At 48.0% G+C, this 25,960-nt stretch carries 17 protein-coding genes; 7 read left to right on the top strand and 10 right to left on the bottom strand.

All coding sequences use genetic code 11. From position 1 onward, the window contains the following. Window positions 1–6: 6 nt before the first annotated feature. The 3 genes from AC2CG4_RS05870 to AC2CG4_RS05860 all read right to left on the bottom strand — a co-directional run bounded on the left by AC2CG4_RS05870 (window position 7) and on the right by AC2CG4_RS05860 (window position 6,186). Window positions 7–2,868 (bottom strand): glycosyl hydrolase 115 family protein, encoded by a 2,862-nt coding sequence (locus AC2CG4_RS05870; RefSeq protein ID WP_484485359.1) that lies wholly within the window; start codon window positions 2,866–2,868, stop codon window positions 7–9. Continuing rightward, window positions 2,868–4,532: a glycoside hydrolase family 43 protein gene (locus AC2CG4_RS05865; RefSeq protein ID WP_484485358.1), complete on the bottom strand. Its 1,665-nt coding sequence runs from the start codon at window positions 4,530–4,532 to the stop codon at window positions 2,868–2,870. The genes AC2CG4_RS05870 and AC2CG4_RS05865 overlap by 1 nt, the downstream gene beginning before the upstream one ends. 85 nt (window positions 4,533–4,617) lie before the next feature. Beyond that, a complete protein-coding gene (locus AC2CG4_RS05860) occupies window positions 4,618–6,186 on the bottom strand; it encodes an endo-1,4-beta-xylanase (RefSeq protein ID WP_484485357.1) in 1,569 nt (522 codons plus the stop codon). Here AC2CG4_RS05860 and AC2CG4_RS05855 point away from each other — a divergent pair. Beyond that, entirely contained in the window at window positions 6,170–6,493 is a 324-nt protein-coding gene (locus AC2CG4_RS05855) for a hypothetical protein (protein ID WP_484485356.1), read from the top strand. The genes AC2CG4_RS05860 and AC2CG4_RS05855 overlap by 17 nt on opposite strands. Before the next feature lie 146 nt (window positions 6,494–6,639). On the opposite strand, the gene AC2CG4_RS05850 is transcribed toward AC2CG4_RS05855, so the two are convergent. Beyond that, entirely contained in the window at window positions 6,640–8,052 is a 1,413-nt protein-coding gene (locus AC2CG4_RS05850) for a sugar porter family MFS transporter (protein WP_484485355.1), read from the bottom strand. 249 nt (window positions 8,053–8,301) lie between these two features. Further along, on the bottom strand, window positions 8,302–9,033 hold the full coding sequence (locus AC2CG4_RS05845; RefSeq protein WP_484485354.1) for an NUDIX hydrolase: 732 nt from the start codon (window positions 9,031–9,033) through the stop codon (window positions 8,302–8,304). A 398-nt stretch (window positions 9,034–9,431) separates the two neighbouring features. Here AC2CG4_RS05845 and AC2CG4_RS05840 point away from each other — a divergent pair, with 398 nt between their 5' ends. The 4 genes from AC2CG4_RS05840 (at window position 9,432) to AC2CG4_RS05825 (ending at window position 16,751) form a co-directional block, all read left to right on the top strand. Further along, window positions 9,432–10,916 carry a xylulokinase gene (locus tag AC2CG4_RS05840; RefSeq protein WP_484485353.1) on the top strand — a complete coding sequence of 495 codons (1,485 nt, stop codon included), beginning with the start codon at window positions 9,432–9,434 and terminating at the stop codon, window positions 10,914–10,916. A 72-nt stretch (window positions 10,917–10,988) separates the two neighbouring features. Beyond that, window positions 10,989–12,320, top strand: coding sequence for a xylose isomerase (xylA, locus tag AC2CG4_RS05835; RefSeq protein WP_484485352.1), 1,332 nt, complete (start codon window positions 10,989–10,991; stop codon window positions 12,318–12,320). A gap of 241 nt (window positions 12,321–12,561) precedes the next feature. Next, entirely contained in the window at window positions 12,562–15,021 is a 2,460-nt protein-coding gene (locus AC2CG4_RS05830) for a glycoside hydrolase family 3 N-terminal domain-containing protein (protein ID WP_484485351.1), read from the top strand. Between the two features lie 140 nt (window positions 15,022–15,161). Beyond that, window positions 15,162–16,751 carry a S41 family peptidase gene (locus AC2CG4_RS05825; RefSeq protein WP_484485350.1) on the top strand — a complete coding sequence of 530 codons (1,590 nt, stop codon included), beginning with the start codon at window positions 15,162–15,164 and terminating at the stop codon, window positions 16,749–16,751. A gap of 47 nt (window positions 16,752–16,798) precedes the next feature. Here the strand turns inward: AC2CG4_RS05825 and AC2CG4_RS05820 are convergent, their stop codons facing one another. Further along, on the bottom strand, window positions 16,799–17,698 hold the full coding sequence (locus tag AC2CG4_RS05820; RefSeq protein WP_484485349.1) for a DMT family transporter: 900 nt from the start codon (window positions 17,696–17,698) through the stop codon (window positions 16,799–16,801). A gap of 96 nt (window positions 17,699–17,794) precedes the next feature. Between AC2CG4_RS05820 and AC2CG4_RS05815 the strand changes: the two genes are divergently transcribed. Beyond that, on the top strand, window positions 17,795–18,559 hold the full coding sequence (locus AC2CG4_RS05815; protein ID WP_484485348.1) for an arylamine N-acetyltransferase family protein: 765 nt from the start codon (window positions 17,795–17,797) through the stop codon (window positions 18,557–18,559). Between the two features lie 140 nt (window positions 18,560–18,699). On the opposite strand, the gene AC2CG4_RS05810 is transcribed toward AC2CG4_RS05815, so the two are convergent. Beyond that, window positions 18,700–20,562, bottom strand: a complete 1,863-nt coding sequence (locus AC2CG4_RS05810) for a TonB-dependent receptor plug domain-containing protein (protein ID WP_484485347.1) — start codon at window positions 20,560–20,562, stop codon at window positions 18,700–18,702. A gap of 51 nt (window positions 20,563–20,613) precedes the next feature. On the opposite strand from AC2CG4_RS05810, the gene AC2CG4_RS05805 reads away from it, so the two are divergent. Then, window positions 20,614–20,736, top strand: a complete 123-nt coding sequence (locus tag AC2CG4_RS05805; protein WP_484485346.1) for a hypothetical protein — start codon at window positions 20,614–20,616, stop codon at window positions 20,734–20,736. A gap of 9 nt (window positions 20,737–20,745) precedes the next feature. On the opposite strand, the gene AC2CG4_RS05800 is transcribed toward AC2CG4_RS05805, so the two are convergent. The 3 genes from AC2CG4_RS05800 to AC2CG4_RS05790 all read right to left on the bottom strand — a co-directional run bounded on the left by AC2CG4_RS05800 (window position 20,746) and on the right by AC2CG4_RS05790 (window position 25,883). After that, the gene (locus AC2CG4_RS05800; RefSeq protein WP_484485345.1) at window positions 20,746–24,000 is read right to left on the bottom strand and encodes a DUF7133 domain-containing protein; all 3,255 of its coding nucleotides are present in this window, start codon (window positions 23,998–24,000) and stop codon (window positions 20,746–20,748) included. Between the two features lie 107 nt (window positions 24,001–24,107). After that, complete coding sequence (locus AC2CG4_RS05795) at window positions 24,108–24,896, bottom strand: 3-keto-disaccharide hydrolase (protein WP_484485344.1); 789 nt, start codon at window positions 24,894–24,896, stop codon at window positions 24,108–24,110. A 240-nt stretch (window positions 24,897–25,136) separates the two neighbouring features. Further along, window positions 25,137–25,883: a murein L,D-transpeptidase catalytic domain family protein gene (locus AC2CG4_RS05790; protein WP_484485343.1), complete on the bottom strand. Its 747-nt coding sequence runs from the start codon at window positions 25,881–25,883 to the stop codon at window positions 25,137–25,139. Window positions 25,884–25,960: the final 77 nt, after the last annotated feature.

Below are 25,960 nucleotides of genomic sequence, written 5' to 3'. Positions count from 1 at the left end.
GGTTTTTTAGTAAAAGCGGCTCTCCTCCGGCCCCAAATAGCTGGGTAACAGGCCGCCGGTATCAATCATAATTTTCTGCAGCGTCACTCCCGGGTCGAGGCTGTAAATGCGCAGCTTGTGTATGCCGGGCTTGTTAAACACGTGTTCGCTGCGGCTGGCGCGCACATCGGTGCGCACGGTTTCGTCCCAAGTGGCGCTGCTCATATCGGCGGTTAAATCGATTACCTGCGCCGGTTGGTCATCAATCGCAATCGCGTAGCGTAAACCTTGCCCCGGCATCATCGGCCAGCTGGGCGCAAACAATCCGGTGATCGAAAATGTGCCTGCGCGTGTCAGGTAAATCTCATATTCCAAATAGGGCGCCTGTTCCGCCGCTGCAAAGCGAGTATCAGTAATCGGATAAACCGACATAGATGACAGGGTGCGCCCGTGTTGCGGGATTTTCTCCCAGCTCAGCTTTGCCCCCTTGTCATCGCGGGCGTCGCCTTTGCGTTGATAATGTTCCGCCTCAATTGCGATATAGCCGTCTGCTTCGACAAAGCCTTTTAGTGCACGCTTGTTGGTGCCAGGGTTAAACGCTTTAATCGCAATGCTGGCGCTGCCCCAGCCTGTGCCCGCAATTTGTATGCTGCCGGACGCTTCTCCGATGGGGGCTTTGTTCCAGTCGATGGATACCTGAAGTTGCGCCGCAGATCTAACTTGTATACTAGTATGGCTAAGTATAATCCAAGGTGCACTCACTTTGGCAGTAGCGACGAACGATTCTTTACCTTTATTGAACAGTTCAATGGTTCTTTGTTGTTGGCCGAAAGGGTCAAAACGCCCCAATTGGTAGTTGCCGGGGCTTGGCCAGGCGGATGCTACACCTTCTACGGCTATGCCCATTTCGGCCGAGTTATGCGGCTGGTAGTGGTGGGTAACTGGCAGCGTATCTTCTGGCGGGTTATTCCAATGACTGTAGCCGATATGTGGCTGGGACATAAAATGATTCCACTTGCCGTCATTTAGTTTGTGATACTCCTGCTCCAGTGCTGCATCGGCGGCGAATAATCTGCGCACCTTATCGGCATATTCATTGGTGTTGGCACGGGTCTGCTGCGCATAGAGATGGTTCTTCGCCTGCGCATCGTAAAGCTCGGTGACTATCGCGCTCGCTTTGGCAGGGAAGAGCACGAGCTGATAGTACGCATCGCGCTGTTCCTTCGGAATTTTTGCGTAGAGTGCTTCTGCTCGCGTGGCATAGGATTTTATTTCTGCCGTCACTCGGTCGGCTTCAGCGTAGTTGAGTTGGCTGTAAACTGTGGCGTCTTGCAATTCGGGTTTGCGGCGCAAGTTGTGGCGTGTATAGCCGGTCATAATCGCCGCAATTTCCTGCGCATGTCGTTTGCCAAATTCGCGCTCTGCCCAGAGTGTCGCAAATTCTGGAATGCGCTCTTTCGGCCAAGCCTCCGGGTTCCAGGCCATGTTGAGGAAGAACTCAATCGGATATTCCATGGGTTTTAAATCGCCCACATTCACAATCCAAATTTGGTTTGCATCATAAGTGTACGCGAGATGCATTTGCTCCCAAATTTTGGCGATGGAAACTGTATTGATCCAGCGATAAGAGCGCGGCCCGCCCACATAATCAAAGTGATAATAAACGCCTGCGCCGCCCGCGCGGTTGCGCTCGGCGGGTGACGGCAATCGGCGGATATTGCCCCAGTTGTCATCGCACCAGAGCAGGATTACATCGTCGGGCACGCGCATGCCTCGCTCGTAAAATCCCTGGACTTCTTTGTACAGCGCCCACACCTGAGGCACTTTGGTAAGCTGATCTTTACCAAATACATCGCTAATAATGTTGCGTTGATCGCGAACAATTTTTTCCAGTAAATCGATATTTTCACCTTCGCTCATCGGCTCATCTTGTTGGCCGCGCATGCCCAAGGTGTAGATACTCTCATAGGGCTTATTGCGCTTGGCACCATCGACCCAGAAGTTGTACAAATTTTCCGGATTTTTTGAATATTCCCACGGGCCTTTGCCGTAGCGGTTCCACTCTTTGTCGGCGCGCATCATTGGTTCATGGTGCGAGGTGCTCATGACTATGCCGTATTCATCGGCCAGAATCATATTTTGTGGATCGTCATCGGCAAAAGCGTTGTTCCACATGGCTGGCCATAAAAAGTTCGCTTTTAAACGCAGCAATAATTCAAATACATTTTCGTAAAATTGGTGATTGTAGTTACCGTATTTTTCAGTCACCCAATTAGTGAGTGCGGGCGCTTCATCGTTGAGAAAAATGCCGCGGTATTTCACTTTGGGGATTTCACTCACATGCACATTTTTATCAATATACAAAGCGGCTTGTTTTTTCACCGGCACATCGGCCCACCAATACCAGGGTGATACGCCGATTTGTTCGCTCAAGCTGTAAATACCGTACATAGTGCCGCGTTTGTTGGCGCCGACAATCACCAGCGCCCGCTGTACCTGCGGGAACGGTTGTTCGATGACTTCGACGTGATAAGCGTCCCATTGGTCGCGAATTTTACTCACATCGATTTTTTTGGCGGCTATCAATTGATCGATCAATTTACTTTTGCCGAGTGTGCCAATAATTACCAGCGATGATTTTTTATCGCCGATGAGATTGGTGAGCGCTGGCTTTTTTCCGCTGACTTTTTCGATGTCAGTCTGTAAGTTTTTTGCGGCGCGCAGCACGCCGGGGAATTCATCGCTATCGATAATCAATTCGGCGCTGCTGTTTTTATCGGTCAGCACCAGGTTGTGACCGGCTGATGTGCTCAGCCAGGATTTTTCACCCAGCGCGAAACTAACTGGTGCAAGCAATAAAAAAGTCCAGAAGATAAAAAATCTGCGCATTATTCTGTCCTCGCATGAATACCTAACAATGTCCCAACAAAACCACCGGCAACTTCCGTGCTCAGGATTTTTGCGTCTGCATTTTCCAGTACCGGTTTTTTATTGCCATCTTTATTATGGTAGTAAAAATTTATCTTGCCCGCGTTGCCGGTAATTTCCAATGTTAAACGTTTGCTAATATCGGTAGGTGCTAGTGTCTTGATGACCTTGGGTGCACCTTGGTTGGCTTGCTCAATAAATAGTTGCGTTTTGCCGTTGCTGGTCGTTGCGCCGAAATAATAATGTGCGGTTTCGCTTTGTAATGCGACTATGCCTGCGGAGACTTTTTCTGTTGGAATATCCAGCGCGGTGCTGGCGGCGAATTGAGTGTGTTGCTGGCGGCGGCCGAGAAATGCAGGTTGTTCCAGTTCGTCCAACCCTACAGTTAGTGCTTGCAACTGAATGCTATTCTTTTGCAGTTTATAAAAAGGTGAATCTGCGGTGCGCAAGCTGACCCATTGATGCTGTAGTGTTTTACTGGAGAAATTATCCTGCCAGATAAAATTGCCTGTGGTCGGCTCTGCATCTTTTGTGGTTGAGGTGATTTTTGGCGCGTTTGTTTGATAGAGGATTTCTTTGCCCTGCTCCAAAATAATTGGCCAGCCATCTTTCCAGGTTACCGGCAATAAAAAGGTCTCGCGCCCGGTGTTGTACGCGGTCTTGTCATAGGCGCGAGTGGCTAAAAAGACTGCCCACCACTCTCCCTCTTTGGTTTGAATTAAGTCGGCATGGCCCGCCGTGGTGATAGGGTTCGGGCGATTGATATCCAAATCGCGCTGGGTCAGGATGGGGTTGCCAGTGTAGGGTTCAAATGGTTTGCTGAGATCTTTGGTGCGAAATGCAACCTGACTGTGATCGTAGCCAGTGCCACCTTCAGCACACAACAAATAATACCAGCCGTTAATTTTGTAGATGTGTGGTGCTTCAATCCAAATCGGTTTTTTTGCCAGATCGGTACCGCCATTCACAATCATACGGCCAGAGTTTTTAATAATTTTTTTATTGTTGAGATCAAACTCCCATAGCCAAATCGCGCGGTGACCTTCGTAGAGTGGTTCACCTATGGGCGCATCATTGTGGGCGATGTATACGCGGCCATCGTCATCGAAAAAAATATCTGGGTCTATACCGCCCACTTCCGGTAATAAAATAGGATCAGACCAAGGGCCTGCAGGATTTTTAGCGGTGACAATAAAATTGCCGCGCACGTCCACGAGTGTGGTAATTAAATAGAAAGTACCATTGTGATAGCGAATGGTTGGTGCATAAATGCCACGTGATGTTTGTTGTTTGTAGAGTGGTAGTTGTTTCGGAGTAACCAATACATGACCGAGCGATTTCCAGTTCACCAAATCTTTGCTGTGAAAAATGGGCACGCCGGGGGAATAAGAAAAAGAGGATGTCACTAAATAATAATCATCACCTGCGCGGGTAATGCTCGGGTCAGGGTAAAAACCGGCAATGATTGGATTTTGGAATTGGCCCTGCGCCGGTTTTTGTGCAAAAACGGCATCTTTGCCTTCATAGGTAAATTGATAGAAGTTTATTGTTTGGTTGTCGTTGGCAAGCGCATTTAATGCCAGGCAGCTGGCAGCTAAAAAACCAGTCAGTTGTTTTGCTTTCATGTATTTACCTCGGGCATAGATAAAAAATGGGCAGCTACTTGCGTAACTGCCCAAAAGGGATGAAGGTTAAAACACGGTTAGATTCTTAGTTGCACGCAGTGCCTTGTAATGCATCGGCAAATCCGCGCAGTGCAGGTTTATCGTTGTAGTTACTATCAAATAATAGCGGCCACGCAATTTTTTCACCGTTGTATTGGCTTGGCGATTTCAACAAATCGTTCAGCCAAGTATTGGCATCGGTGGTGCCCCACACCGTAATTCCACCGCGTAAATTTGCAGGTACTGTATCCAAATAGGCTTTCACAATTTCGCAGTAACGCTTCTTTTGTGCCAGTGCAACGGTATTGTTAAAGGTGCTGACTTTGTTGCCCGGCCAGCTGCCGCTGTAAGGGTTATTTACTGCCACATCCAATTCGGTAATTTTTACTTTCAGGCCTTTATCAACCACTTTTTTCATGGCGGCGCTGATGTCGGCGATGGATGGGTAATCCATAAATACGTGCATCTGGAAGCCGACGCCATCGATAGGAATATTGCGCGCTTGGAAATCTGTCAGCATTTCAATCAACTTGGTGGTTTTGGCATTGTTTTGGTCGATGTTGTAATCGTTGTAGTAGAGCGTCACATTGGCATCGGCCGCGCGCGCCGCTTGAAACGCTTTTTCAATGTACACCGCGCTGTTGCCACTCTTCACATAAAACGCGGAGTCAGTACGGAAGTTGGATGGACTGCCATCATTGAGTGCTTCGTTCACTACATCCCAGCTCACCAAATTACCTTTTGCTTCATAGTGATCGACGATAGTGGTGACATGGGTCTCAACCGCGGTGATGAAGTCTGCCGCAGAACCGCTCCAGTTTTTCATAAAGCCGGGCACTTGATAGTCTGAATGCCAGAGCAGAGCGTGGCCGTGAATATTAATATTTTTACTTTTTGCGTAGTCCACAAAGGCATCGGCGTTGGTGAAGGTAAAGTTACCTTGCGTTGGTTGCAGGTAACTCATCTTCATAATGTTGCCAGCGGTCATCTGATCAAAATGTTTTTCTACAATAGCTTGTTCGGAGGCATTGGTCAGAATGTTGTAGGCGGCATAGTCATTGTTGGTGACGGCGGCGCCAATTGGAAAACTTGCCAGTGTGTGCAGGCTATTTACATTGGCGGAGTAAACGCTGGTTGCACTGGAGGCGGCGCTACTGGTTGCTGCCGAGCTGGCTTGGCTGCTGGCGAGGGTTATCTTGACGCTCTTGATGGTGACTACGCCGGTGGGTGCGCTCTTGGCCTGCACGCCAATTTGCACGTCGCTATCCGTTTGGTTGAATTTTTTATCATCTTCTTTCACGGTACAGCTGATAGTGGCATCTGCTCCAGCGGTAAGTTCTTCATTGCCTGACCAGCAATTCCATTCACCCGCCCAGCTGCCGCCTTTGATTTGCGCAAAAATTTGCAGGCTGGCTCCGCTCGCTTTGAATTCGCTGCTGACATTTACCACCATGCTGATTACCGCATCTTCCAGCAGGATAGGTTTGGCTATATCGGTCACTGCGCCAATATTGTCCCCGCTAGCGGTAAAACTGACACCATCGCTGTTGTAGGTAACTCCACTATTGCCCTCGCCGTTACCGCGCCAACCGCTGGTCATGTTTAGATTTAACACAGTCGCAGCGGCACTTGAGCTGCTGGCGGCAATGGATGAGGCAGGCGTGGACGAGGGAGCTACAGAGCTGGGCGCTACAGATGATGCAGGGGTAGATGACGGCGCAACCGAGGATGCTGCCGTTGAACTAGGTGCAACCGATGAGGCTGGTGTTGATGATGCAGGACTGGAGGATGAAGGTGATTTACCTCCGCCTCCGCCACCACAGGCGGTGAGTCCGAGGGTCACAAAAAGCAGCGGGATCAAACGTTGGATCTGGTGCATGGCATGGTTCTCTAGTTATGGTGTTATTGTTGTGGTCAATTAAACCATAAGTTGGATTTGCTTGTACACCAGCGGTAATGTTTAAGAATTGTAAGTGTTGTTGTTGGACTTACTTGCGCCAATAAAAAAGGCGAAGCCTTGCGGATTCGCCTTTCCATTTTGCACAGAGGGTATGCACCCTGTGGGGGGTTAGCCTTCCATTTGCTCCAACTCTTTGCCTTTGGTTTCTTTGACCAGTTTCAGTACAAAGAAAATCGAGAAGGCGGAGAAGAAGGCGTATATACCATAGGCGCCAGGCAAGCCGAGTGACGAGGCCAGCAGGTAGGGGAAGGTAAAGGTAATCAGGAAGTTCGCGCCCCACTGTGCCAAACCTGCGACGGCCAATGAAGAGCCGCGAATTTGGTTGGGGAACATTTCACCGAGCATGATCCACATTACCGGACCCCAGGATACGTTAAAGAAAATCACGTAAAGGTTGGCGGCGATCAGTGCCAGCGTACCCATCTCAGTGGAGAGGATGAGTTTATTTTGCTCATCGAGCGGCGCGCCGTAAAAGGCAATGGCCACCAGCGACAGGGTGATTGTCATGCCCAGAGATCCAATCCAGAGCAGTGGTTTGCGACCAATTTTATCGACCACAAAGAAGGTGATAAAACAGGCGCCGATACTGACGACGCCAGAAACTACGTTGATTAACAGTGAGTCAGACTCGGAGAAGCCTGCCGCTTGCCAGAGTACCGAGCCGTAGTAAAACACCACGTTAATACCGACAAATTGTTGTAAAACTGCCAAGCCAACACCGATCCAAACAATCGGGCGAACTTTCTTTGTGGCTTTATCAATAATGTCGGACAGGCGGGGTTTATGGTGATCAGCGGCTAAAGATGCATCGATTTCACTCACCTTGGCATTGCCTTCAGCGGCGCCGTAAAGTTGTACCAACACAGTTCTGGCTTTGTCTTTTTGGCCTGAGGCCATTAAGAAGCGTGGGCTTTCAGGGATAAATAGCAAGGCGACAAAAAAGATAACGGCGGGGATCAGCTCCATCCAGAACATCCAGCGCCAGGTTTCATAGCCCAGCCAGAATACCGATAGTGACGAGCCTGCAGTTTTAGCGAGGAAATAGTTACTGACAAAAGCGGCTGTCAATCCGGTAATAATGGCGACTTGTTGCACTGAGCTAAGCTTGCCGCGATATCGGGCCGGTGCCACTTCGCTAATGTACGCTGGGCACATTACGCTGGCGGCGCCCACCGCTAAACCACCCAAAATGCGGTAGATAATAAATTCTATTGAGCCGGTGGCTACACCTGAGCCCCAAGCTGAAATAATAAACAGTGCTGCGGCAATGATTAGAATAATTTTGCGCCCGAATTTATCGGCAAGGGTCCCTGCGAAGAAGGCACCCACCGCGCAGCCGAGCAGCATAGATGAAACTTCAAAACCGGCGGTGTTGATATTAAACGCGGTTCGCAGCCCATCAACCGTACCGTTAATAACACCACTATCAAAGCCAAACAAAAAGCCACCGATAGTGGCGATGACACTAATGAGAATAATAAACGGCGTATTCGCCTGATTCGCGCTAGAGGTCTCGTTCATGGATATACCTATTATTGAATTATCTTTTTATACCGGCCTTGCGGGCTGGCTTGTTATTGCCGCTGGTTCGACGGCGCGACCATATCACAGTTGCCGGATGGCGGGCAGCTGTTGCCGGGTACTTGAGGTCTTGAAGCAGAGAAGATGCCAGTCTCGTGAACTGGCATTTCAGCGTGTGAAGCGATACTAAAGCAATAAGGTTTAATTGACTATATGGCGGTTCGTAAACTGCCAGTTAAATCTATGCGGTTAGATCTCAAAGGCGAAGCCTGACTCGCTGAGGTGTTTGTAGGCCTCGGCATCAAAACGATAAAGGCTTGCAGCACGATGCGGTACGCCTTGCTGCTTTTCGTTGCAGGGCGACAACAGGTTCATCTTCATGATCTTGCGGCGGAAGTTGGGTTTATCCAAGGTTGTATTAAGGATCGCCTCATACAATGCTTGGAGTTGCAGCAGGGTGAACTTTTCGGGCAGCAAATTAAAGCCAATTGGCTGGTGGCAAACTTGATGGCGCAGGACTTTTAGCCCGTGTTCGATAATCTCGGCGTGGTCATACACCAGTTCTGGCAGGTTGTTCACGCTTTGCCAGCTCACATCCGCAGCGCTCTGGCCCGCTACCAGTGAAAACTTATCCGCACTCACCAAAGCATAATAAGCGATGGTCACTACCCGCTCGCTGGGAAAACGGTCAACCCGGCCGAAGGTCTTTAGCTGCTCCAAAAATAGATCGCGCACGCCGGTCAATTCTTCCAGCAAGCGGTAAGCCGCGTCGCGCAGATTTTCGTCGTAGCGAATCCAGCCGCCCGGTAGCGCCCATTTGCCTTGGTGCAGGGGATCCGTTTGTTTGACCAACAAGATTTTCAGGTCGTCGTTGTCCAACCCAAACACCAAGTTATCGATAGAGAGTGCTTTAATGACATTCTCCGCTAGGCTTAATGCATTGGGTGAGTGTTGGCTGCCGGGAATATGGTTATTGGGCACGTGCAATGTCCTCAGGGCTTGCGCTGGAATGATTGTTTCTTTTAGTTAGTGGAGATCTGAACGATAGGTTCATTTAATGGGCATTGTATAAGCCAGTGAAAAAATGGTCGAGAGGCGCATAGTAACGCGTTTTTTGCGCCTTAGCCTGCCTGATCTCTGTGCACTATAGTGTCAGTTCAGCGATTTGCCTGCCATTTAATGCTTGTTTATGGCGCGCGAAAGGCTTCGCTGATAAATATTTACACTCTTTCATCTTGTTGTCAGTTGGACAATAAGCTATTCTGTCTACATGGTTTAAGGGATTGCACAGCTTTTAGTCACACGCTGTGCTGAACCTTACAGATCACGCCGCGATAAGACCGGTCGGGCGTATTAACTCTCTGAATTAGCGAGCCTTTATGTTGTTTCTTGGTATTGATGTCGGCAGTTCTTCAGTCAAGTTATCGGTGTTGGATGGCCACACAGGTAAGAGTCTGGGCGCGCTTTCCTATCCTGAGTCTGAGTTAGCGATTGACAGTCCCGCAGTAGGTTTTGCCGAACAGCATCCCGATACCTGGTGGGACTGTATCCGTCAGGGGTTTTCGTGCTTGGTGGCGCGGGCAGGTTTTGATCCCAAGCAAATTGATGCGATTGGTATCTCCTACCAGATGCATGGTTTGGTAGTGGTAGACAAAGACCAAAAAGTGCTGCGTCCGTCGATTATCTGGTGCGATAGCCGCGCGGTACCGCTAGGTAATGCGGCGCTAGAGGAGCTGGGCGCAGATTATTGTTTTGGTCATCTGCTTAACTCGCCCGGTAATTTCACCGCAGCAAAATTGCGCTGGGTGCAACAAAACCAACCGGATATTTTTGCGCGCATTCATAAAATTATGCTGCCCGGTGATTTTGTTGCGATGAAATTATCTGGCGTGATTAATACCACTGCCTCTGGTTTGTCAGAAGGGACCCTGTGGGATTTTAAACAAAACCGTGTTGCCACTGAGCTATTGGAACACTGGGGAATGGCTAGTGATTTGATCCCTGATCTTGTTCCGAGTTTTGGGGTGCAATCTCATGTCAGTGCAAGTGTTGCCGCTGAATTAGGTTTGCGCGAGGGAGTAAAAATTTGTTATCGCGCTGGCGATCAGCCCAACAATGCCTTTAGCTTGAATGTGCTGGAGCCGGGTGAAGTGGCAGCAACTGCAGGAACATCGGGTGTGATTTACGGCGTGACCGATCAGCCCGCAGCAGATGTGGAATCTCGCGTGAATACGTTTTTACACGTTACCAATACCGAAGAAAAAAATCGCAACGGTGTCTTGGTTTGTGTAAACGGCTGCGGCCGTTTGTATTCCTGGTTGCGTCAAACTTTGGGTGAGGCGGGCGCAACACCGTCTTATCCCCAGTTAAATTCACTGGCACAAGCGGTGCCGGTAGGTAGTGAAGGTTTGTTGTTCCATCCGTTTGGCAATGGCGCTGAACGTATTTTCCAAAATAAAAATCTGGGCGCGCAGTTGCGCAACCTCGATTTTAATCGCCACGGTTTAGGTCACATGGTGCGTGCCGCGCAAGAGGGAATCGTATTCTCTCTCAATCAGGGTTTTGATGTGTTGAAATCCTTAGGCGGTAGTTGCGATGTGGTGCGCGCGGGCAAAGGCAATATGTTTTTGAGCGATGTGTTCGCACAAACCTTTGCTAATACCACGCAAGCAGCCGTTGAAATGTTTGAAACCGACGGCGCCGAAGGTGCAGCGCGCGCGGCGGCGTTGGGCAGTGGTTATTACGCGTCAGCAACAGAAGCTTTTACCGGTTTGACCCGCTTGAGCGTGGTTGAGCCACAGGCAGAATTGCTTGCGCAGTATCAGGATGCTTATCAAAACTGGGTTCACTTTTTGCCGCAATAAATCGGTGAAAAAAGTCGCGATAAACAATTTTTTTGAATAGTGTTTTAGTAAAAAATCCTCAAGGTGAAAATTATGAGCGTTGTTATCGGTAGCAAAGAATATTTCCCCGGCGTTGGCAAAATCGGTTTCGAAGGCGCTGATTCTGACAATCCTTTAGCATTTAAATACTACGACGAAAATCGTGTAGTGGCAGGCAAAACTATGAAAGAACATTTCAAGTTTGCCACCTGTTACTGGCACAGTTTTTGTGGCGCTGGTCACGATCCGTTCGGCCCAGGCACTAAAATATTTCCATGGTCATCAACTGCTGATGCAGTGGCGCGTGCGCACGAAAAAATGGACGCGGCATTTGAATTTATCACCAAACTCGGCACACCTTACTACTGCTTCCACGATATAGATTTGATCGATGAAGGCGCTACTCGCGCAGAAACTTCCAAGCGTTTGCAAACCATCGTTGAATACGCCAAACAAAAGCAAGCAGCTTCTGGTGTGAAGTTATTGTGGGGCACCGCCAATCTGTTTTCCAACCCGCGTTATATGAACGGCGCGTCTACCAATCCAGATTTCAACGTAGTGGCTTATGCCGGTGCGCAATTAAAAGATGCGATTGATGCAACCATCGCACTTGGCGGTGAGAACTACGTGTTCTGGGGTGGCCGTGAAGGTTATATGAGCTTGCTCAATACCGACATGAAACGCGAGCAAGAACATATGGCGCGCTTCCTGACTATGGCTCGCGATTACGCCCGCGGCCAAGGCTTTAAAGGCTATTTCTTCATTGAGCCAAAACCAATGGAGCCTTCAAAGCATCAATACGATTTCGATGCAGAAACAGTAATTGGTTTCTTGCGTCACCACGGTTTGGATAAGGATTTTAAATTGAATCTGGAAACTAACCACGCGACCTTGGCTGGCCACACCATGTGTCACGATATGCAAGCAGCAGCAAACGCTGGCATGTTGGGTTCATTGGATGCTAACCGCGGCGACTACCAAAACGCATGGGACACAGATCAATTCCCTTACAACATCAACGAAACTGTTGAGATGATGTTGGTGTTCTTGCGCGCAGGTGGTTTGCAAGGTGGTGGTGTTAACTTCGATGCAAAAGCGCGTCGTAATTCTCCCGACTTTATCGATTTGTTCTACGGCCATATTGGCGGTATGGATACCTTTGCTCGCGCATTGTTAATCGCTGATAGCTTGATTCAACAATCACCGCTGGAAGGTATGCGCAAAGAGCGTTACTCGTCATTTGATGCGGGTAATGGCGCTGCCTACGAACAAGGTAAATTGACTCTGCAACAACTGGCTGACCTGGGCAACAAAGGCGGCGAGATTGTTCTGCAAAGTGGTCGTCAGGAACTGTACGAAAACGTAATCAATCGTTACATTCGTTAATTCTGGTTGTTAAATCCCAGTTGGTTAACCCTGATTATTTTGGGTTAACCGGGTTTTTCTAGCAAAGCTTAGCCGCTAAACATCGACTCATTAGTGACCAGATGCTTGGCGGCTTTTTTTTAATCTAATAAAAAATAAAAAAGGATGTTGTCACGGTTGCCCTAAAGGCGCTGTTGCTAATGGCAAGAGTGTATTTACTAAATAATGAGTAAAAGTGTTAACCACATGAGGTCAAAACCCAATGAACACAACCACAAAAAAGTTTTATCAAATAGGTATTGCAAGCATGGTGCTAGCCTTGGCTAGTGCGACAACTGTGGCGGCAGAGCCGGTGTATAAAAATCCAGAAAAACCCATCGATACACGGGTAAAAGATTTGCTCAAACGTATGACCTTAGAGGAAAAGGCGGCGCAATTACAAACCGTCTGGGCCGCGCGCCAAAAGCTGGAGACAGATGAGGGTATATTTACCGAAGAGAATGCCAAAGATATTCTAGGTTTAGGTATTGGGCAGGTGGCGCGCCCGGCGGAAAATAAAGCCACTATCTCGATTAATAAAACGCCGGCACAAACCGTTGCGTTCACTAATGCGGTACAAAAATATTTAGTGGAAAAAACCCGTTTGGGTATTCCCGCGATTTTTCATGAAGAGGCCTTGCACGGATTTGCCGCGCGCAACGGAACCAGTTTTCCTCAGGCGATAGGCTTGGCCAGTATCTGGGATGCCCAATTAATTCACGATATGTACGCAATTGCCGCGCAAGAAGTTCGTGCCGTGGGGGTGCATCAAGCACTAACGCCGATTCTCGATGTGGCGCGCGACCCACGCTGGGGACGCATTGAAGAAACCATGGGTGAGGATCCCTATCTGGTTACGGAATTAGGCGTTGCCAGCATTAAAGGTTTTCAAGGTGATGGTGAAGGTATTGCGCCTAATCGCGTGATTGCCACATTAAAACATTTGGCCGGTCACGGTGAACCGGTTGGTGGTCTAAACACAGCGCCTGCGCCGATTGGTGAGCGCGGTTTGCGCGAAATTTTTCTGCCGCCATTTGAAGCAGCAATCAAAGTGGGCGGTGCGCGTAGTGTGATGGCATCTTACAACGAAATCGATGGTATTCCCTCCCATTCAAATGTTGATTTGCTGCAAAATATTTTACGCGGCGAGTGGGGTTTTGACGGTGTGGTGGTGAGCGACTATTTTGCGATTGCCGAATTGGTTTCGCGCCATAATCTCGCGTCAGACAAATCTGAAGCGGCACTCATGGCAATTAACGCCGGTGTCGATGTAGAGACCCCCGATGGCGACGCTTATAAGACACTGGTGCAATTGGTTAAAGATAAAAAACTCAGTATCAAACAACTCGATACCGCTGTTGCGCGCGTATTGCATGAAAAATTTATGCTTGGTTTGTTTGAAAATCCCTACGTGAAAGAAGAAGGTGTTGAAGAGTTTATCGGCAATGCCAAGCATGTTGCCTTTGCACAAATGCTCGCTGAAAAATCAATTGTGTTATTGAAGAATGAAAAAAATATTCTGCCGCTGAATAAGTCCGCATTAAAGTCAGTTGCTTTGATTGGTCCGCATGTGGATGAAACCCTGCTTGGTGGTTACAGCGATGTGCCGAAAAAAACCGTCAGTATTTTACAAGGTTTGCAAGAATATCTTGGCACTGGGGTAACACTTCATCATGAAAAAGGCACCTTGTTGACGATTGAAAAGTGGGCGTCCGATGCGGATTCTGCGGCAGCAAATTCACGCTCCAAGCAGCGTTGGCATACAGATGAGGTGGTGCTTGCAACACCTGCGGACACCAAAGGCATGATTGCCAAAGCCGTTGCCGCAGCGCAAAAAAGTGATGTGGCGATTGTAGTGGTGGGCGATAACGAAGCGACTTCGCGCGAGGCTTGGGCTGAAAGCCATCTGGGGGATCGCACTAGCTTGGAGTTGTTGGGTGAGCAGCAACAGTTGGTTGATGCAGTATTGGCAACTGGCAAGCCAACCGTGGTGGTGTTGATCGGTGGGCGTCCGCTGGCGATTAGCAAACTGGCTGAAACCGCACCGGCCATTCTGCAAGGCTGGTATCTGGGCCAAGAAACTGGTCATGCACTTGCACGAGTTTTATTTGGTGAGGTAAATCCCGGTGGCAAATTGCCGGTGAGTGTGCCGCGCTCCGTTGGTCACTTGCCGGTTTACTACAATTACAAGCCTGCAGCAAAACGTGGTTATGCATTTGATAAAACTGATGCGCTTTATCCATTCGGCTTTGGTTTGAGTTACACGCAGTTTGCATATAAAGATCTGCAGTGGAGTAAAACCAAACTCAGTGCCAATGAATCGGTTGATATTAGCGTAACTATCACCAATACCGGCAAGCGCGCAGGCGATGAAATTGTGCAGCTTTATACCAATGATCCAGTTGCGAGTGTGACTCAGCCAGTAAAACAATTGCGTGGCTTTAAGCGCGTCAGCCTTGCTCCTAATGAATCGGCACGGGTGACCTTTACGCTCTCGGCGAATCAGTTGGGTTTCTATGATCGCAAGATGGATTTTGTGCTGGAGCCGGGCAAAATCAATTTGCTTATGGGAGCGTCGTCGGCAGATATTCGCCTTAAAGGTGAAATTGATATTATCGGTAAGGCTACCAATATCTCCGCTAAAAAAGTCTATTTGACGCCTGTAGTAACCACTCAGCTCTAATTTGTGTGACACACAGGGATGTGTGTCAGCCACTTAATGATGTCTGCGTTGCGGCATAGTTTTATCCGCCATTTTCTTTTATCCTGCATCTACCCGTGGCATACCGCACGCGGGCTTATAGGATATTAAGGAAGTCTCTCGTGAAAGAATCCTCTTCTTACTTGCGTATCACCTCGCGTTCTTCGTTTTCTGTATTGCTAGCATCCACACATTTGCCCAAGTTGAGCCTCGCGTTTGGCCTCTCCTGTTTATTGACTGCCTGCGGTGGCGGCGGTGGAGGTGGCGGGAGCGGCGGAGGTAATCCATTTTCTAGTGGTGGTAGTACTGATGCATGGCAAGCGGGTGTGTATAAGTCATCTAACAGTTTTGCACACTATTGTGCGGCGCCACGTGTGGGAGCGAGCAAAATTACCGGTATTCCGTTTCCCGATAAAAAAGGCAGCAGCTTGCAAGAGAAAAACTTCTTGCGCTCCTGGAGTTACGAAACCTATTTGTGGTTTGAAGATTTGCCAGATGTAAATCCTAATAACGGTGATACACCGCAAGCCTATTTTAAGCGTTTGGTTTCCAGTAAAAAAACCGCATCAGGTTCGCCTAAAGATAACTTTCATTTTTATGAGCCCACTGAAAATGAAGAAGCTTGGACTGCCGGTATTACCTACGGCTATGGCCTCAACCTCAAAGCGAGTTGGGATATTCCACGCACGATTTATGTGACCTATAGCGATACTGGATCGCCCGCTGCCAATAAAGGTATAAAGCGCGGTGCAAAAATCATTGCAATTGATGGCTTAAGTGTTGCGACCGTTAATATTAATACGCTGGTTGATGCACTCTATCCTTCGCAGATTAATGCGGTGCATGAATTTGAAATTCTCGATCAAGGGGCTAGTACCACGCGCAAGGTTGTTTTGGAATCGGCTTCGCTGCCGACCGATTCCGTCTCGGTTGCCAAAACCATTACCCATAACGGAAGCAAGGTGGGTTATGTGCAATTCAATACATTTATTCCTGATGCGCAAGATCAATGGGTCACTGCTGTGAACTCACTGAAAAATTCTGGTGTGACTGATCTGGTGGTGGATATGCGCTACAACGGCGGTGGTTACATCTCGGTTGCTGCGCAAGTGGGTTATATGATTGCAGGGGCAAACACTCGCAATAAAGTGTTCTATCAAGATGTTGCTAATTCAAAAAGTCCTAAAGAAGATCCCTGGGGTTTTCTGGATACCGGCCTCTACGGTTTAAATAAATCCTTAACCTTGCCTACGCTGAATTTGCAGCGTGTGTATGTGTTGGCGACTAAAGGCACTTGCTCGGCAAGTGAATTGGTTATCAACAGTTTGCGCGGTATTGGTGTGAGTGTGTATTTAATTGGTGATACCACCTGCGGCAAACCCTATGGCTTTTTACCGCAGCCAAACTGCGGCACCACCTATTACACCATTCAATTTAAAGCGATTAATGCCAAAGGTTTTGGTGAATATAGTGACGGCTTTATTCCGTCCAGTACCGATAACGGTTTGGATAAAGTCAAAGGTTGTAAAGTGGCCGATGATTTGACGCGTGAGTTGGGTGACCCGAACGAAGGCTTGCTTGCCGCCGCGCTGCAATTGCGTGCAACCGGTGTATGCCCTTCAGCAGCGAGTGGGCGCCAGCAAAAGATGTCTGCAGAGGCATTTTCTGGTGAGTTAGTCCGGCCAGAAGTCCGAGAGATAATGATTCGTTAATATGTGAATTGCAGGCCCTCTTCGCGAGGGCCTTTTTATTTAACGGCTTAGGCAATTGCGCGTTTAAATCCTGGCCGCCAACCGCTGGAAATCACCACCCCGAATAACACTAACAACATACCTAACAGCTGAATGATATTGGGCAGGGTGCCTAGTGCGAGGCTTACCAACAGCGTGGAAACGGGAACTAGATTAAACGCAATTGCAGATTTATCTGGCCCCAGAAAATGCACGCCGCGCAACCAAAAAATATACGCCAATACAGTTCCACAGATCGACATATAAAATAAAATTCCATGGGTTGTTAAGGATAAATTCGGAATGGTCGCAAAAGGTTGTTCAATGACACTGGCGCTAATCATTAATGCAATTGCACCTATGCTGACCGTCCAGCGGGCCAGTTGTAATGATGGAATATGGCCAGCAAATTTTTTTGTGCCCACACTATAAAGGCTCCAAACAATACAGGCGCCCAGCATCCACGCATCGCCAAGGGCGATATGTAGTAAAGCAAAATTCCCGCCGGTAATCACCAAACTGACGCCCATAAAAGCCAACACAATACCTATGTATTGATAAGCTCGTATGCGGGTTTTGAGTAGCCAGACAGAAAACACCAGTGACAACATGGGCGATAGCGCCATAATTAACGCTGCATTTAATGCCGATGTGGTGTGCAGTGCAGTAAAAAAAGCGTAGTTAAATCCGAACACACCAATAATGCCGAGTGGAATCAGTGCGCGCGCATCTTTCCATTCCAACCGGGATTCGGCCTTGCCCTGCACCAGGCGTAATAATAAAAACAGGATCAGTGCTATACCAAAGCGTTCAGCGGCTGCGGTAAGCGGTGCTACATCATCTGCGATTGCATGGCCTGCATTAAAATTACTGCCCCAAAAAAAGGTGCTTGCAATCACCATCAACCATACCGTCAACTGCGGATTCATGATTAAACTCTCAACTCATCTAGCGGATGCCAAGAATAGAGATTTCGTTTATGGTATGTAAGTTATTTTTTGTTTAATTCTTAGCAGGAGTAGCGAATGCAGGCACAAAACTTTGTTTTAACGGATTATTTGCAACGAATTGGATATGCAGGCGAGCTTATTGTGAGTGCCGATAACTTATGCAAATTAATGCGTTGTCAGCTGCAATCCATTCCGTTTGAGAATCTCGATGTGCAAGCAGGTAAAATTGTATCTCTGGTGCCGGAAGATATAGTCAATAAAATTGTCTATCACAATCGCGGCGGCTACTGTTACGAAGTGAATAGTTTGTTTGCCATGGCCCTGACCGCTTTAGGGTTTGAGTACGATCTGATCGGCGCGCGCCCCATGTTTTATCCCTATCGCCGTCCCAAGTCCCATATGGTACTCGTGGTAAAAATCGGCGCAGAGCGCTGGTTGTGCGATACCGGTTTTGGCAGTTTTGGTTTGCGTGGACCCATTGAGTTAAATCAGTTGGGGCAGATTATCCAGCAAGACAATGAAACTTTTATGTTGGATAAAAACGAGCGCGGCGAGTTTGTTTTAAAAGCCCTGGTAAAAAGTGAATGGGCGAATCAATTTGGTTTTGATTTATACCCCATGGAAATGATCGACTTTATGCCCGTCAATTACTACAACTCCACCCATCCCGACGCCGTATTTGTGCAACGCTATCTGGTAATGCAACAGCGCCCAGATGGCCGAACAGTTTTGTCCGGCAACCAATTAAAGCAATTACGCGGCGATGAGGAAATGGTAACCGAAATAACACCTGTACAATTAGATGAAGTGTTGTGGCAGGAATTTAGATTGAAGCGATAGGCTGTGAGAGTAAACATCAAAAGTGTGCACAACCTAGGTGAGTTTACTAGTTGCAACAGATAGGAGGTAAATAACGAGCCCCACTACATAAAAAACCGCCCAGCTTGCGCGTGAGCGGTTTTTTGAGGCTCACTAAAAGTTTAGAAATTTAATTTCACATTGATTTTTGCACTGCGCCCTGCCGCTGGGAAACCTATATCGGTGTAGTAGTCTTCATCGGCAAGATTTTCCAAGCTCAGGCCTACTTGAAGTTGTGCATTGAGTTTCCATTGTGCGCTGGCATCAAAACGGTTGTAGGCAGCCAATGCTTGTTCAACATCAGTGCCAGTGTAGCGGCTGACGGCAAAGCGCTCATCTACCCGGATATATTGCGCGTTGAAACTCCACGCATCGTTTAACGCGTAATTAATAGATGTGCCATAGGTAACTTGTGGACGGCCGAGTAAGTGATTGTCAGACGATATCATGTCGATATCGGTATAGGTTGCATGCGCCCGTAAGCTGAGATTTTCTTGTACTTGCCAATTAAATTCAGATTCAACTCCGCTGGTTTCTACTCGCGAGCGGTTGACGTTTCTGAATGTTTCGGAATCAAAATCGATCAGGTTGCGATAGTGATGGTCAAAATAGCTGACCCGTGCATTGAATGTGTTTTGATTAAATTCAAAACCGGCATCGCGGGTGGTGACTGTTTCGGGTTGCAAATCGGCGTTGCCCACTAGTGGATGGCCCAGCGCAAAAAAGCTCGGAAGTTTAAAGCCTTCGCCCCAATTGGCGAACAGTGTCCAATTGTCATTGACGGTAAACTTGGTGCCTATTTGGCCGCTGTCATTCGCATCAAAACCTTCTGCATCATCGCGGCGAATGCTGGCTTGCACTAACCACGCCTTAGTGGCATAGGTATTCAAATTGATAAAGGCGCTGTCAATTTGGCGATCCAGAGCAAAATTAATCGGGTATACATCTGGTGAAAATAGATAGCCTTCACTGGCTCCATCTTCTTTTTTAGTTTCTACACCAATATTCGCCCAGAATTTTTGTTTATCGCCGAGTGTGTTGATCCAGCTAAATTGGGTGCGATTAAAATCAACCACTGAACCATTAGGTGGAACAGCATCGAAGGGAATTATTCCGGGAGAGGTAAGATCTTCGTCGCGTTGATACCAGCTTGCACTTACTTTGCTTTTCCAAATGTGATTAACCTGTGATATCCAATTCAATGCGGCGCTTTGGTCTTTATAATCGCTCATGTCCAAGTCCCGACCAACAGAAAATTCTGGCCCGCCACTTTGCTCGGGGAAACTGGTGCGTTCACCATCAAAATAGCGATAATTAAAATTCACTGTGTGTGTATCTTGTTGCCAGTTCAAACGGCTGGTGAATTCAGTATTTTTTGCGGTGCTGCCAACAACGGGTTCGCCAGCATCTTTACCTTGTAAACTAAATGCATAACTGAGCTTGTTGATGCTGCCGCTGGTAGATACACCAACGCTGCTGTAATCATCGCTGCCCAAGCTTGCATTTAAGGTAGTGGATTTTTTCCCTGGTGTTTGGGTGATGATGTGAATCACACCAGCGAGTGCATCTGAACCATAGACCGCTGATTGTGCGCCGCGAATAATTTCAATACGCTCGATGGATTCGATGTTGATGCCATTTAAATCAAATGCACCGCCGCGGGTATTGGTGGGATCGTTGAGCTGCACACCATCAAGCAGGACAAGCGTGTGGTTTGCTTCAGCGCCGCGCAATGCTATTGAGGTAATCCCGCCTGGGCCACCTTGTTCTTCTACCCAGAGGCTGGGCACTTGGCGCAACGCATCAATCAAACTGTGATTGCTCAGTTGCAACAATTGTTCTTTGTTGATTACCGATACAGAAGAGGACAATTGTTCGTTAGTGACCGGGCTATAACTGCCGGTAACAATAAGTTCTTCGGTAGAGGCCAGTGTGGGTAGTGTGATGACTGCAAGGAATAATGGGGAGAAGCGGAAAGTTTTCATTTAAAGCCTTAGTTTATCTGTATGGTAATTTGGTTTTTAACTGGGGGATAAATGGACTCCGTCACTCACTCTGAGACACGCCGTGAATACATCCATGTAGGCTCGGGCACAGCATTCTTGCTGCGCACGGTCTCAGAGCAAATGCCGGAATCCATTTTTATCGCACTTGGGTAATTTATCTGCTTAATTTTTAACTGCGGGAAACTTATACAGCGTGTAATAAGTATCCATTTTTTCTGGGGCGTTTTTGCTAAACAATGATTGAGTTTTTAACTGTGCGTGATAAACCCGCGCAGTTTGTTGTGGGTGAATATTTGCTAGCTCCAGTGATGCCAAATCAATCCGAATCGATTTACGGTCATCACTCAGTGAAATCGATTTGATTGCTTCTTGTTGTAAACCCAGTTCATCCGAGCCGTAATCCGGCGCATCGCGGTACACCCAAGACTCCAAGGTTAACAGCGATTTTAATTCATCTGCCGTTATTTTATTGTCAATTGCTTGCGTTAATTCAAGGCTAAAACCGGTTGCGGTAGCGAGCATTTCTCTAATCGCCGGTGCAATGGTTTTTCCGTCCCACACAATGCGTTGCAAACTCGCGACATGGCCGCCTTTTGCCTGCCAGCCGCGACCCGTTTGACCGAGCAATAAACTGCCATCTTTCAAAAAGAGTGGGCGCATTACGCCAGATTCGAGGCCATCAATAAACGGCATCACACTGCCTTGCTCAACACCATCAACCGTTTGAAATGCGATGCGCAATAAATTCGATTGGGTTTGATCGCCCATTAACATTTGACCTGCAAATGCACCGAATTTTCCTTTAGTGGTATCCCATGCGGGATTGCCGGGCGAGTTGGCAACACGATTGTGTGGCAACAAAACTATTGCGTTGGTGCGTTTGTTTTGTACTTTGTCCCACGCAATTTCTGGCGAGTCGGGTGTCATGCCGGGTAAATCCACAAGGCCTGATGGGTGACCGTAAAATTTATCTTTTTCGATGATAAAAATTTTCGAGGTGCCCATAAATTCACCCTGATTATCGGAATACCACAGGCGACCATCTGGCGCAGTGCCTAAACCAGCAGGGCTGCGTAAACCATTGGCCCACAGTTCAAATCTTCCGTTGGGTTCAACGCGAATATTCCATCCCGATAAACCACCTTGTGAGCCCATGTATTTGCCATCAGCTTTGTAGGTGGAGCCATCGCCGCCATCGGCAAGATTGATGCTGATGTAGTAAGCACCGTCTTTGCCGCGCACCGGCCCATGCATATAGGAGTGATAGTTGCCGTGATAGGAATGGGCATCAAATAAAGTTTCATAACTGTCGGCGATGCCGTCGCCGTTGGTATCGCTAATGCGCGTGAGTTCGGCTTTTTGTCCGGCGATTACGCTGAGCCCTTTTTTGTCTTCAACTAATACACCAAGGCTGTCAAAAGTGCCTTCAGCAAACAAATGCCATTGGCCTTTCACCATGCGCCAGATTCCCGCAGTGCGCGTTGCAACTACTGTAGTGTTGTCTTGGGTTAATGCTAAGCCAAGCGCTTCAAATAATTGCTCGCGGCCAAAATTATCTTTGGGTGGATAATAACTTTCGATACTGTAACCCGCCGGCAGATCAGCTTTCGCTTGGGTAATTCTGATTGGTTGTTTGCGATAATCGAAGTCTGATTTTTTTGCATGCCAGACATTATTGGCAACTTGCATTTTTGCCGTGAGCGTGGCGCTTTTGCTGCCTGCAGGCACGCTCCACTGGCCGTTGCTAATTTCACCTTTGTTCACCGCTGCGCTTTGCAGTAGTTGTGTATTGAGCGAGAATTGTTGTGCAGTTTTTAGCTCGCCGTTTACAGTGATATTCACATCGCCGTTTGCGGCAATCGAAGTTTGGACTTTTATTGTGTTGTTGCCAACGCGATAATTAAAGGTTGGCAATTCATTTTTTTGTTTTGAATTGCGCGTGTAACCTAAAAATTGTGCATTCATTGCCGCTACGCGGGGCAGGTGATCTTCTTTGCTGTTGAGTGATGCCTTTATTGTTTCCACATCGCCGAATTTTGCCTCTTTAAAGGAGAAGTCGATTATCTTGCCCTGCGTATTGAGTGGGGCAAATAAAAATTCCTGATCGCCAAAATTAATCTCGCGGCTTTCATAACCCATCTTCAAACCCTTGCCGCCGCGATTGGTAAACTCGCCGGTCATATCCAAAAATCCGCCTTGCCAAATCTTGGTGATCGCCAGCAGGCGTGGATCAAATGAATAGTTCACGCCCCAGGGTGAGCCTACGTGAATTGCACGGCCGGACACACCTGTCATCGGCCCGCGCTGAATGCGCACTTCATCGTCAACTAATAATTGCAAACGGTCGGCGATGGGGTCGTATTCTTCGGCGCCGGTTTGCGCGAGCAGTTTAATGGTCGGGCCTTGGTCGTGCACATCGTTTAGTGTTGCGAGATAATCGCCAATCGCATTGATTTGTAAATCGCTTAATACCTGCGGTGAAAATGCCGGCATGATGGGCAGAAAGGCTTCACCTTTTTTAGCGCCGCTTTCGGCAATGGCTAACTGATCGGTCGCGGCGCGAATACTGCGGTGTAAATACTGGCGATCTGCTTTAATGGTAAAGCGATGGCCTTCGCCACCTTCTGCAATTTCGCGATCCCGTGGCTCCCGCTTAAATAAGCCAAATAAATTCGGCCCAGAGCTAACGCCGGAATCATTTTTAATTACCGAGTGACAAGCATTACAGCCGACTGATTCAAACGTTTCTTTGCCGAGTGCAACAAAATCCACCAACTCTTTTTGATTGGTGGCTTCACCGGAATTTTTGGGCATGGTGATTAATGAAAAATCTGCAGGCGCGATGATGAAATTGCGCAGTGCCAGTTGGCCTTTCTTGACCAAAAAGCTGGTATTGCCCGCCGGATTTTCCCAGCCGACATTGGCGTTTTCGCTCATGCCGGTGCGGATATCATTTATCGATACAGTCTCACCATTGATACGCACTTCCACAATTAATGCCGGGTCTACTTTTGCACTGGCTTCGTTATAGCGCGGCGCACGGAAGGTGACGTATAACTTTTGCCATTCGTTGTTGACATTGTTGAGGTCTATTGCATAACGACCTTGCACATAGAGTTTTGCATCGCTACCTTCTGGAACCAAAAATTCTGTTTCGAGTACAGAGTCACCGAGGTATGCAGTTGTGTTCAGGTGTTCAGCGCTGCCGTTAGTGGTGAGTAGGAGAATCTCGCCATCGCTGGCGATAGTCGCTTGTAATTTGTTGCCGACTGCGCTTACTTTGCTGGCGTTAACCCAAGCGTTGTTCGCTTTAAAAAAACCAGCTGGGTTTTGTGCATAGAGCGGCATAGCACTGGCGATGAGCGAACCCAGCAGCGCGACTTTTGAAAATAATCCAAGGTTATTCAGGAGAGACATAATCTTTACCTATGTCATTGCATTAAAAAAGCGCCGCAGTGAATAACTGCGGCGCAAACAATCGACAGTGTGAGCAATAAGCAACTGTCAGCGGAAAGAACATGAAATTAAAGTTTGCGCACCCAAATGTTGCGGAAGTTCATTGCATTGCCGTGATCTTGCAAGCGAATCGGCGCGCAGCCGTGGGCTTTGTAGACGGGTTTGCCAATCCATTCGGTGGCGCCCTGAATTTCGAAATGGTTTTGTACTAAAACGCCGTTGTGCAACACGGTCACGTAACCGGGTGATGTCAGTTTTTGCGCGGCATCAAATTTTGGCGCGGTGAAAATAATATCGTAAGTTTGCCATTCGCCCGGTGCGCGCGATGCGTTCACCAGTGGTATGGATTGTTTGTAAATCGAGGCGGCTTGACCATTGGGATAGGTTTTATTGTTGTAGGAATCCAACACCTGTACTTCGTAGCGCTCCTGAAAAAATACGCCACTGTTGTTGCGCCCTTGGCCTTCCAGTAATTTGCCGTTTTCATCGGTAATTAAGGTGGGGGTTTTCCATTCAACGTGCAGTTGCACATCGCAAAAAGATTCTTTGGTTTTGATGTCGCCGGTTTTAGGGACTACCACAAGTGCGCCATCGACAATTTTCCATTTCGCTTCGCCACCTTCGGCGCCTTGCCATTGGTTTAAATTTTTCCCATCGAATAGTTGCATTGCATCTGAAGGTATACCGCTTGCTGGAACACTGATAACAGCGGGAACCGGTTCCCACACTTCGGTTTCTTCGGCGAGTTGCCAGGGTTCTTTTTTTTCAGCCGCTACGCAGGTTGCCGAATAGATAAATGCGGTGCTGAGCAGGCTGATGGCGGGCAGTAAGCCGCTTGTTAGCAAACGTTTTTTCATGGAGTTTGACCCTGAGCTTTTGTAGTGGAGTTTTTGTCTTGATTGTTATGGTTGTATTTTTTTGATTGTGCTTTTGAGTGTAGTTATAGCGGGTAAATTACAGTGCGGCGACTGCTTTTACATAGCTTGATAAAATTATCAGATAAATCAAAAGATTGTTAACATTGCTTTACATTGTGTGACTAACGCTTGGGGGCGCCGGGCGCCGAGGGTAGGGGCCGGTATCGCGGGGGGAGGGAACTACTTTTGGGCCAGATGACCATTGTCTGGGCAGTTTAAAAATTGCGAAGTGGCGAGCCATTGTTGGTCGGGATAGTAGGAAAATAAAAATTGCTCGCCCTTGATGGTATCTATGACTTTGCGCGCTATACCTCTGCGCACCGCAGGGCAACCATGGCTGCGACCAAGATGGCCGAGTTTTTTGGCGAGTTTTAAATCCACATAATCGGCACCATGAAACACAATCGCGCGCTCCATGGCTTTGTCGTTGAAGCCGTCCTCTAAACCTTCCATTCGCAGTGAATATCCATTGGCGCCAACATAGGTTTCTTTGGTGAGGAATAGGCCAAGGCTGGTTTGGCGGCTGCCATAGATGTTGGAGAAGTTGCGCGCGTAATTTTTACCGGTATTCATGCCGTGGGCGACCAACTCTTGAAACAGGAGTTTGCCGGTGACCAGATCAAACACCCACAGGCGCGGTTTAGTCGAGACTAGCGAATAATCAATTACCGTCAGGTTGCGCGCGGGCGACATGCCCTGTGTGAGCGCGCAGTTCAAGGCTGATAGTGCTAATCCAATCACCTTGGGGTTAGCAGCAGGCGCTGCGCGGCTAAGTTTGTTAAGCAGGTCAGCGGAGGTTTGGTCTTTGCTAAAAGGAGTGTAATTAAACGGATTCGTTGGGCGATCTTGTGCTATTGCCGTATTTAGTGTGAATAGAAGGCTGCAACAGGCCAAAAAAAAGCGGCCCTTAAGGGTTTTGTACAACATGGATAGCCCCGAATGCGCTGGGTAATTAAAGTTGTAGCAGCCTTGCTATGAAAATTTATGCGTAGTCAGTTAATTCA

This window comes from Cellvibrio sp. ATLC23 (assembly GCF_057196725.1).
Note: the sequence above shows the minus strand (reverse complement) of the source record. Positions and strands in the feature narration are given on the sequence as shown.

What these genes read in the sequence shown, in the direction of transcription:
- AC2CG4_RS05840 (WP_484485353.1), top strand. Translation starts at nt 9,432, where the DNA reads ATGTTGTTTCTTGGTATTGATGTCGGCAGTTCTTCAGTCAAGTTATCG.
- AC2CG4_RS05810 (WP_484485347.1), bottom strand. Translation starts at nt 20,562, where the DNA reads ATGAAAACTTTCCGCTTCTCCCCATTATTCCTTGCAGTCATCACACTA.
- AC2CG4_RS05800 (WP_484485345.1), bottom strand. Translation starts at nt 24,000, where the DNA reads ATGTCTCTCCTGAATAACCTTGGATTATTTTCAAAAGTCGCGCTGCTG.
- AC2CG4_RS05815 (WP_484485348.1), top strand. Translation starts at nt 17,795, where the DNA reads ATGCAGGCACAAAACTTTGTTTTAACGGATTATTTGCAACGAATTGGA.
- AC2CG4_RS05805 (WP_484485346.1), top strand. Translation starts at nt 20,614, where the DNA reads ATGGACTCCGTCACTCACTCTGAGACACGCCGTGAATACATCCATGTA.
- AC2CG4_RS05830 (WP_484485351.1), top strand. Translation starts at nt 12,562, where the DNA reads ATGAACACAACCACAAAAAAGTTTTATCAAATAGGTATTGCAAGCATG.
- AC2CG4_RS05850 (WP_484485355.1), bottom strand. Translation starts at nt 8,052, where the DNA reads ATGAACGAGACCTCTAGCGCGAATCAGGCGAATACGCCGTTTATTATT.
- AC2CG4_RS05855 (WP_484485356.1), top strand. Translation starts at nt 6,170, where the DNA reads ATGTTTAGATTTAACACAGTCGCAGCGGCACTTGAGCTGCTGGCGGCA.
- xylA (WP_484485352.1), top strand. Translation starts at nt 10,989, where the DNA reads ATGAGCGTTGTTATCGGTAGCAAAGAATATTTCCCCGGCGTTGGCAAA.
- AC2CG4_RS05865 (WP_484485358.1), bottom strand. Translation starts at nt 4,532, where the DNA reads ATGAAAGCAAAACAACTGACTGGTTTTTTAGCTGCCAGCTGCCTGGCA.
- AC2CG4_RS05795 (WP_484485344.1), bottom strand. Translation starts at nt 24,896, where the DNA reads ATGAAAAAACGTTTGCTAACAAGCGGCTTACTGCCCGCCATCAGCCTG.
- AC2CG4_RS05870 (WP_484485359.1), bottom strand. Translation starts at nt 2,868, where the DNA reads ATGCGCAGATTTTTTATCTTCTGGACTTTTTTATTGCTTGCACCAGTT.
- AC2CG4_RS05790 (WP_484485343.1), bottom strand. Translation starts at nt 25,883, where the DNA reads ATGTTGTACAAAACCCTTAAGGGCCGCTTTTTTTTGGCCTGTTGCAGC.
- AC2CG4_RS05820 (WP_484485349.1), bottom strand. Translation starts at nt 17,698, where the DNA reads ATGAATCCGCAGTTGACGGTATGGTTGATGGTGATTGCAAGCACCTTT.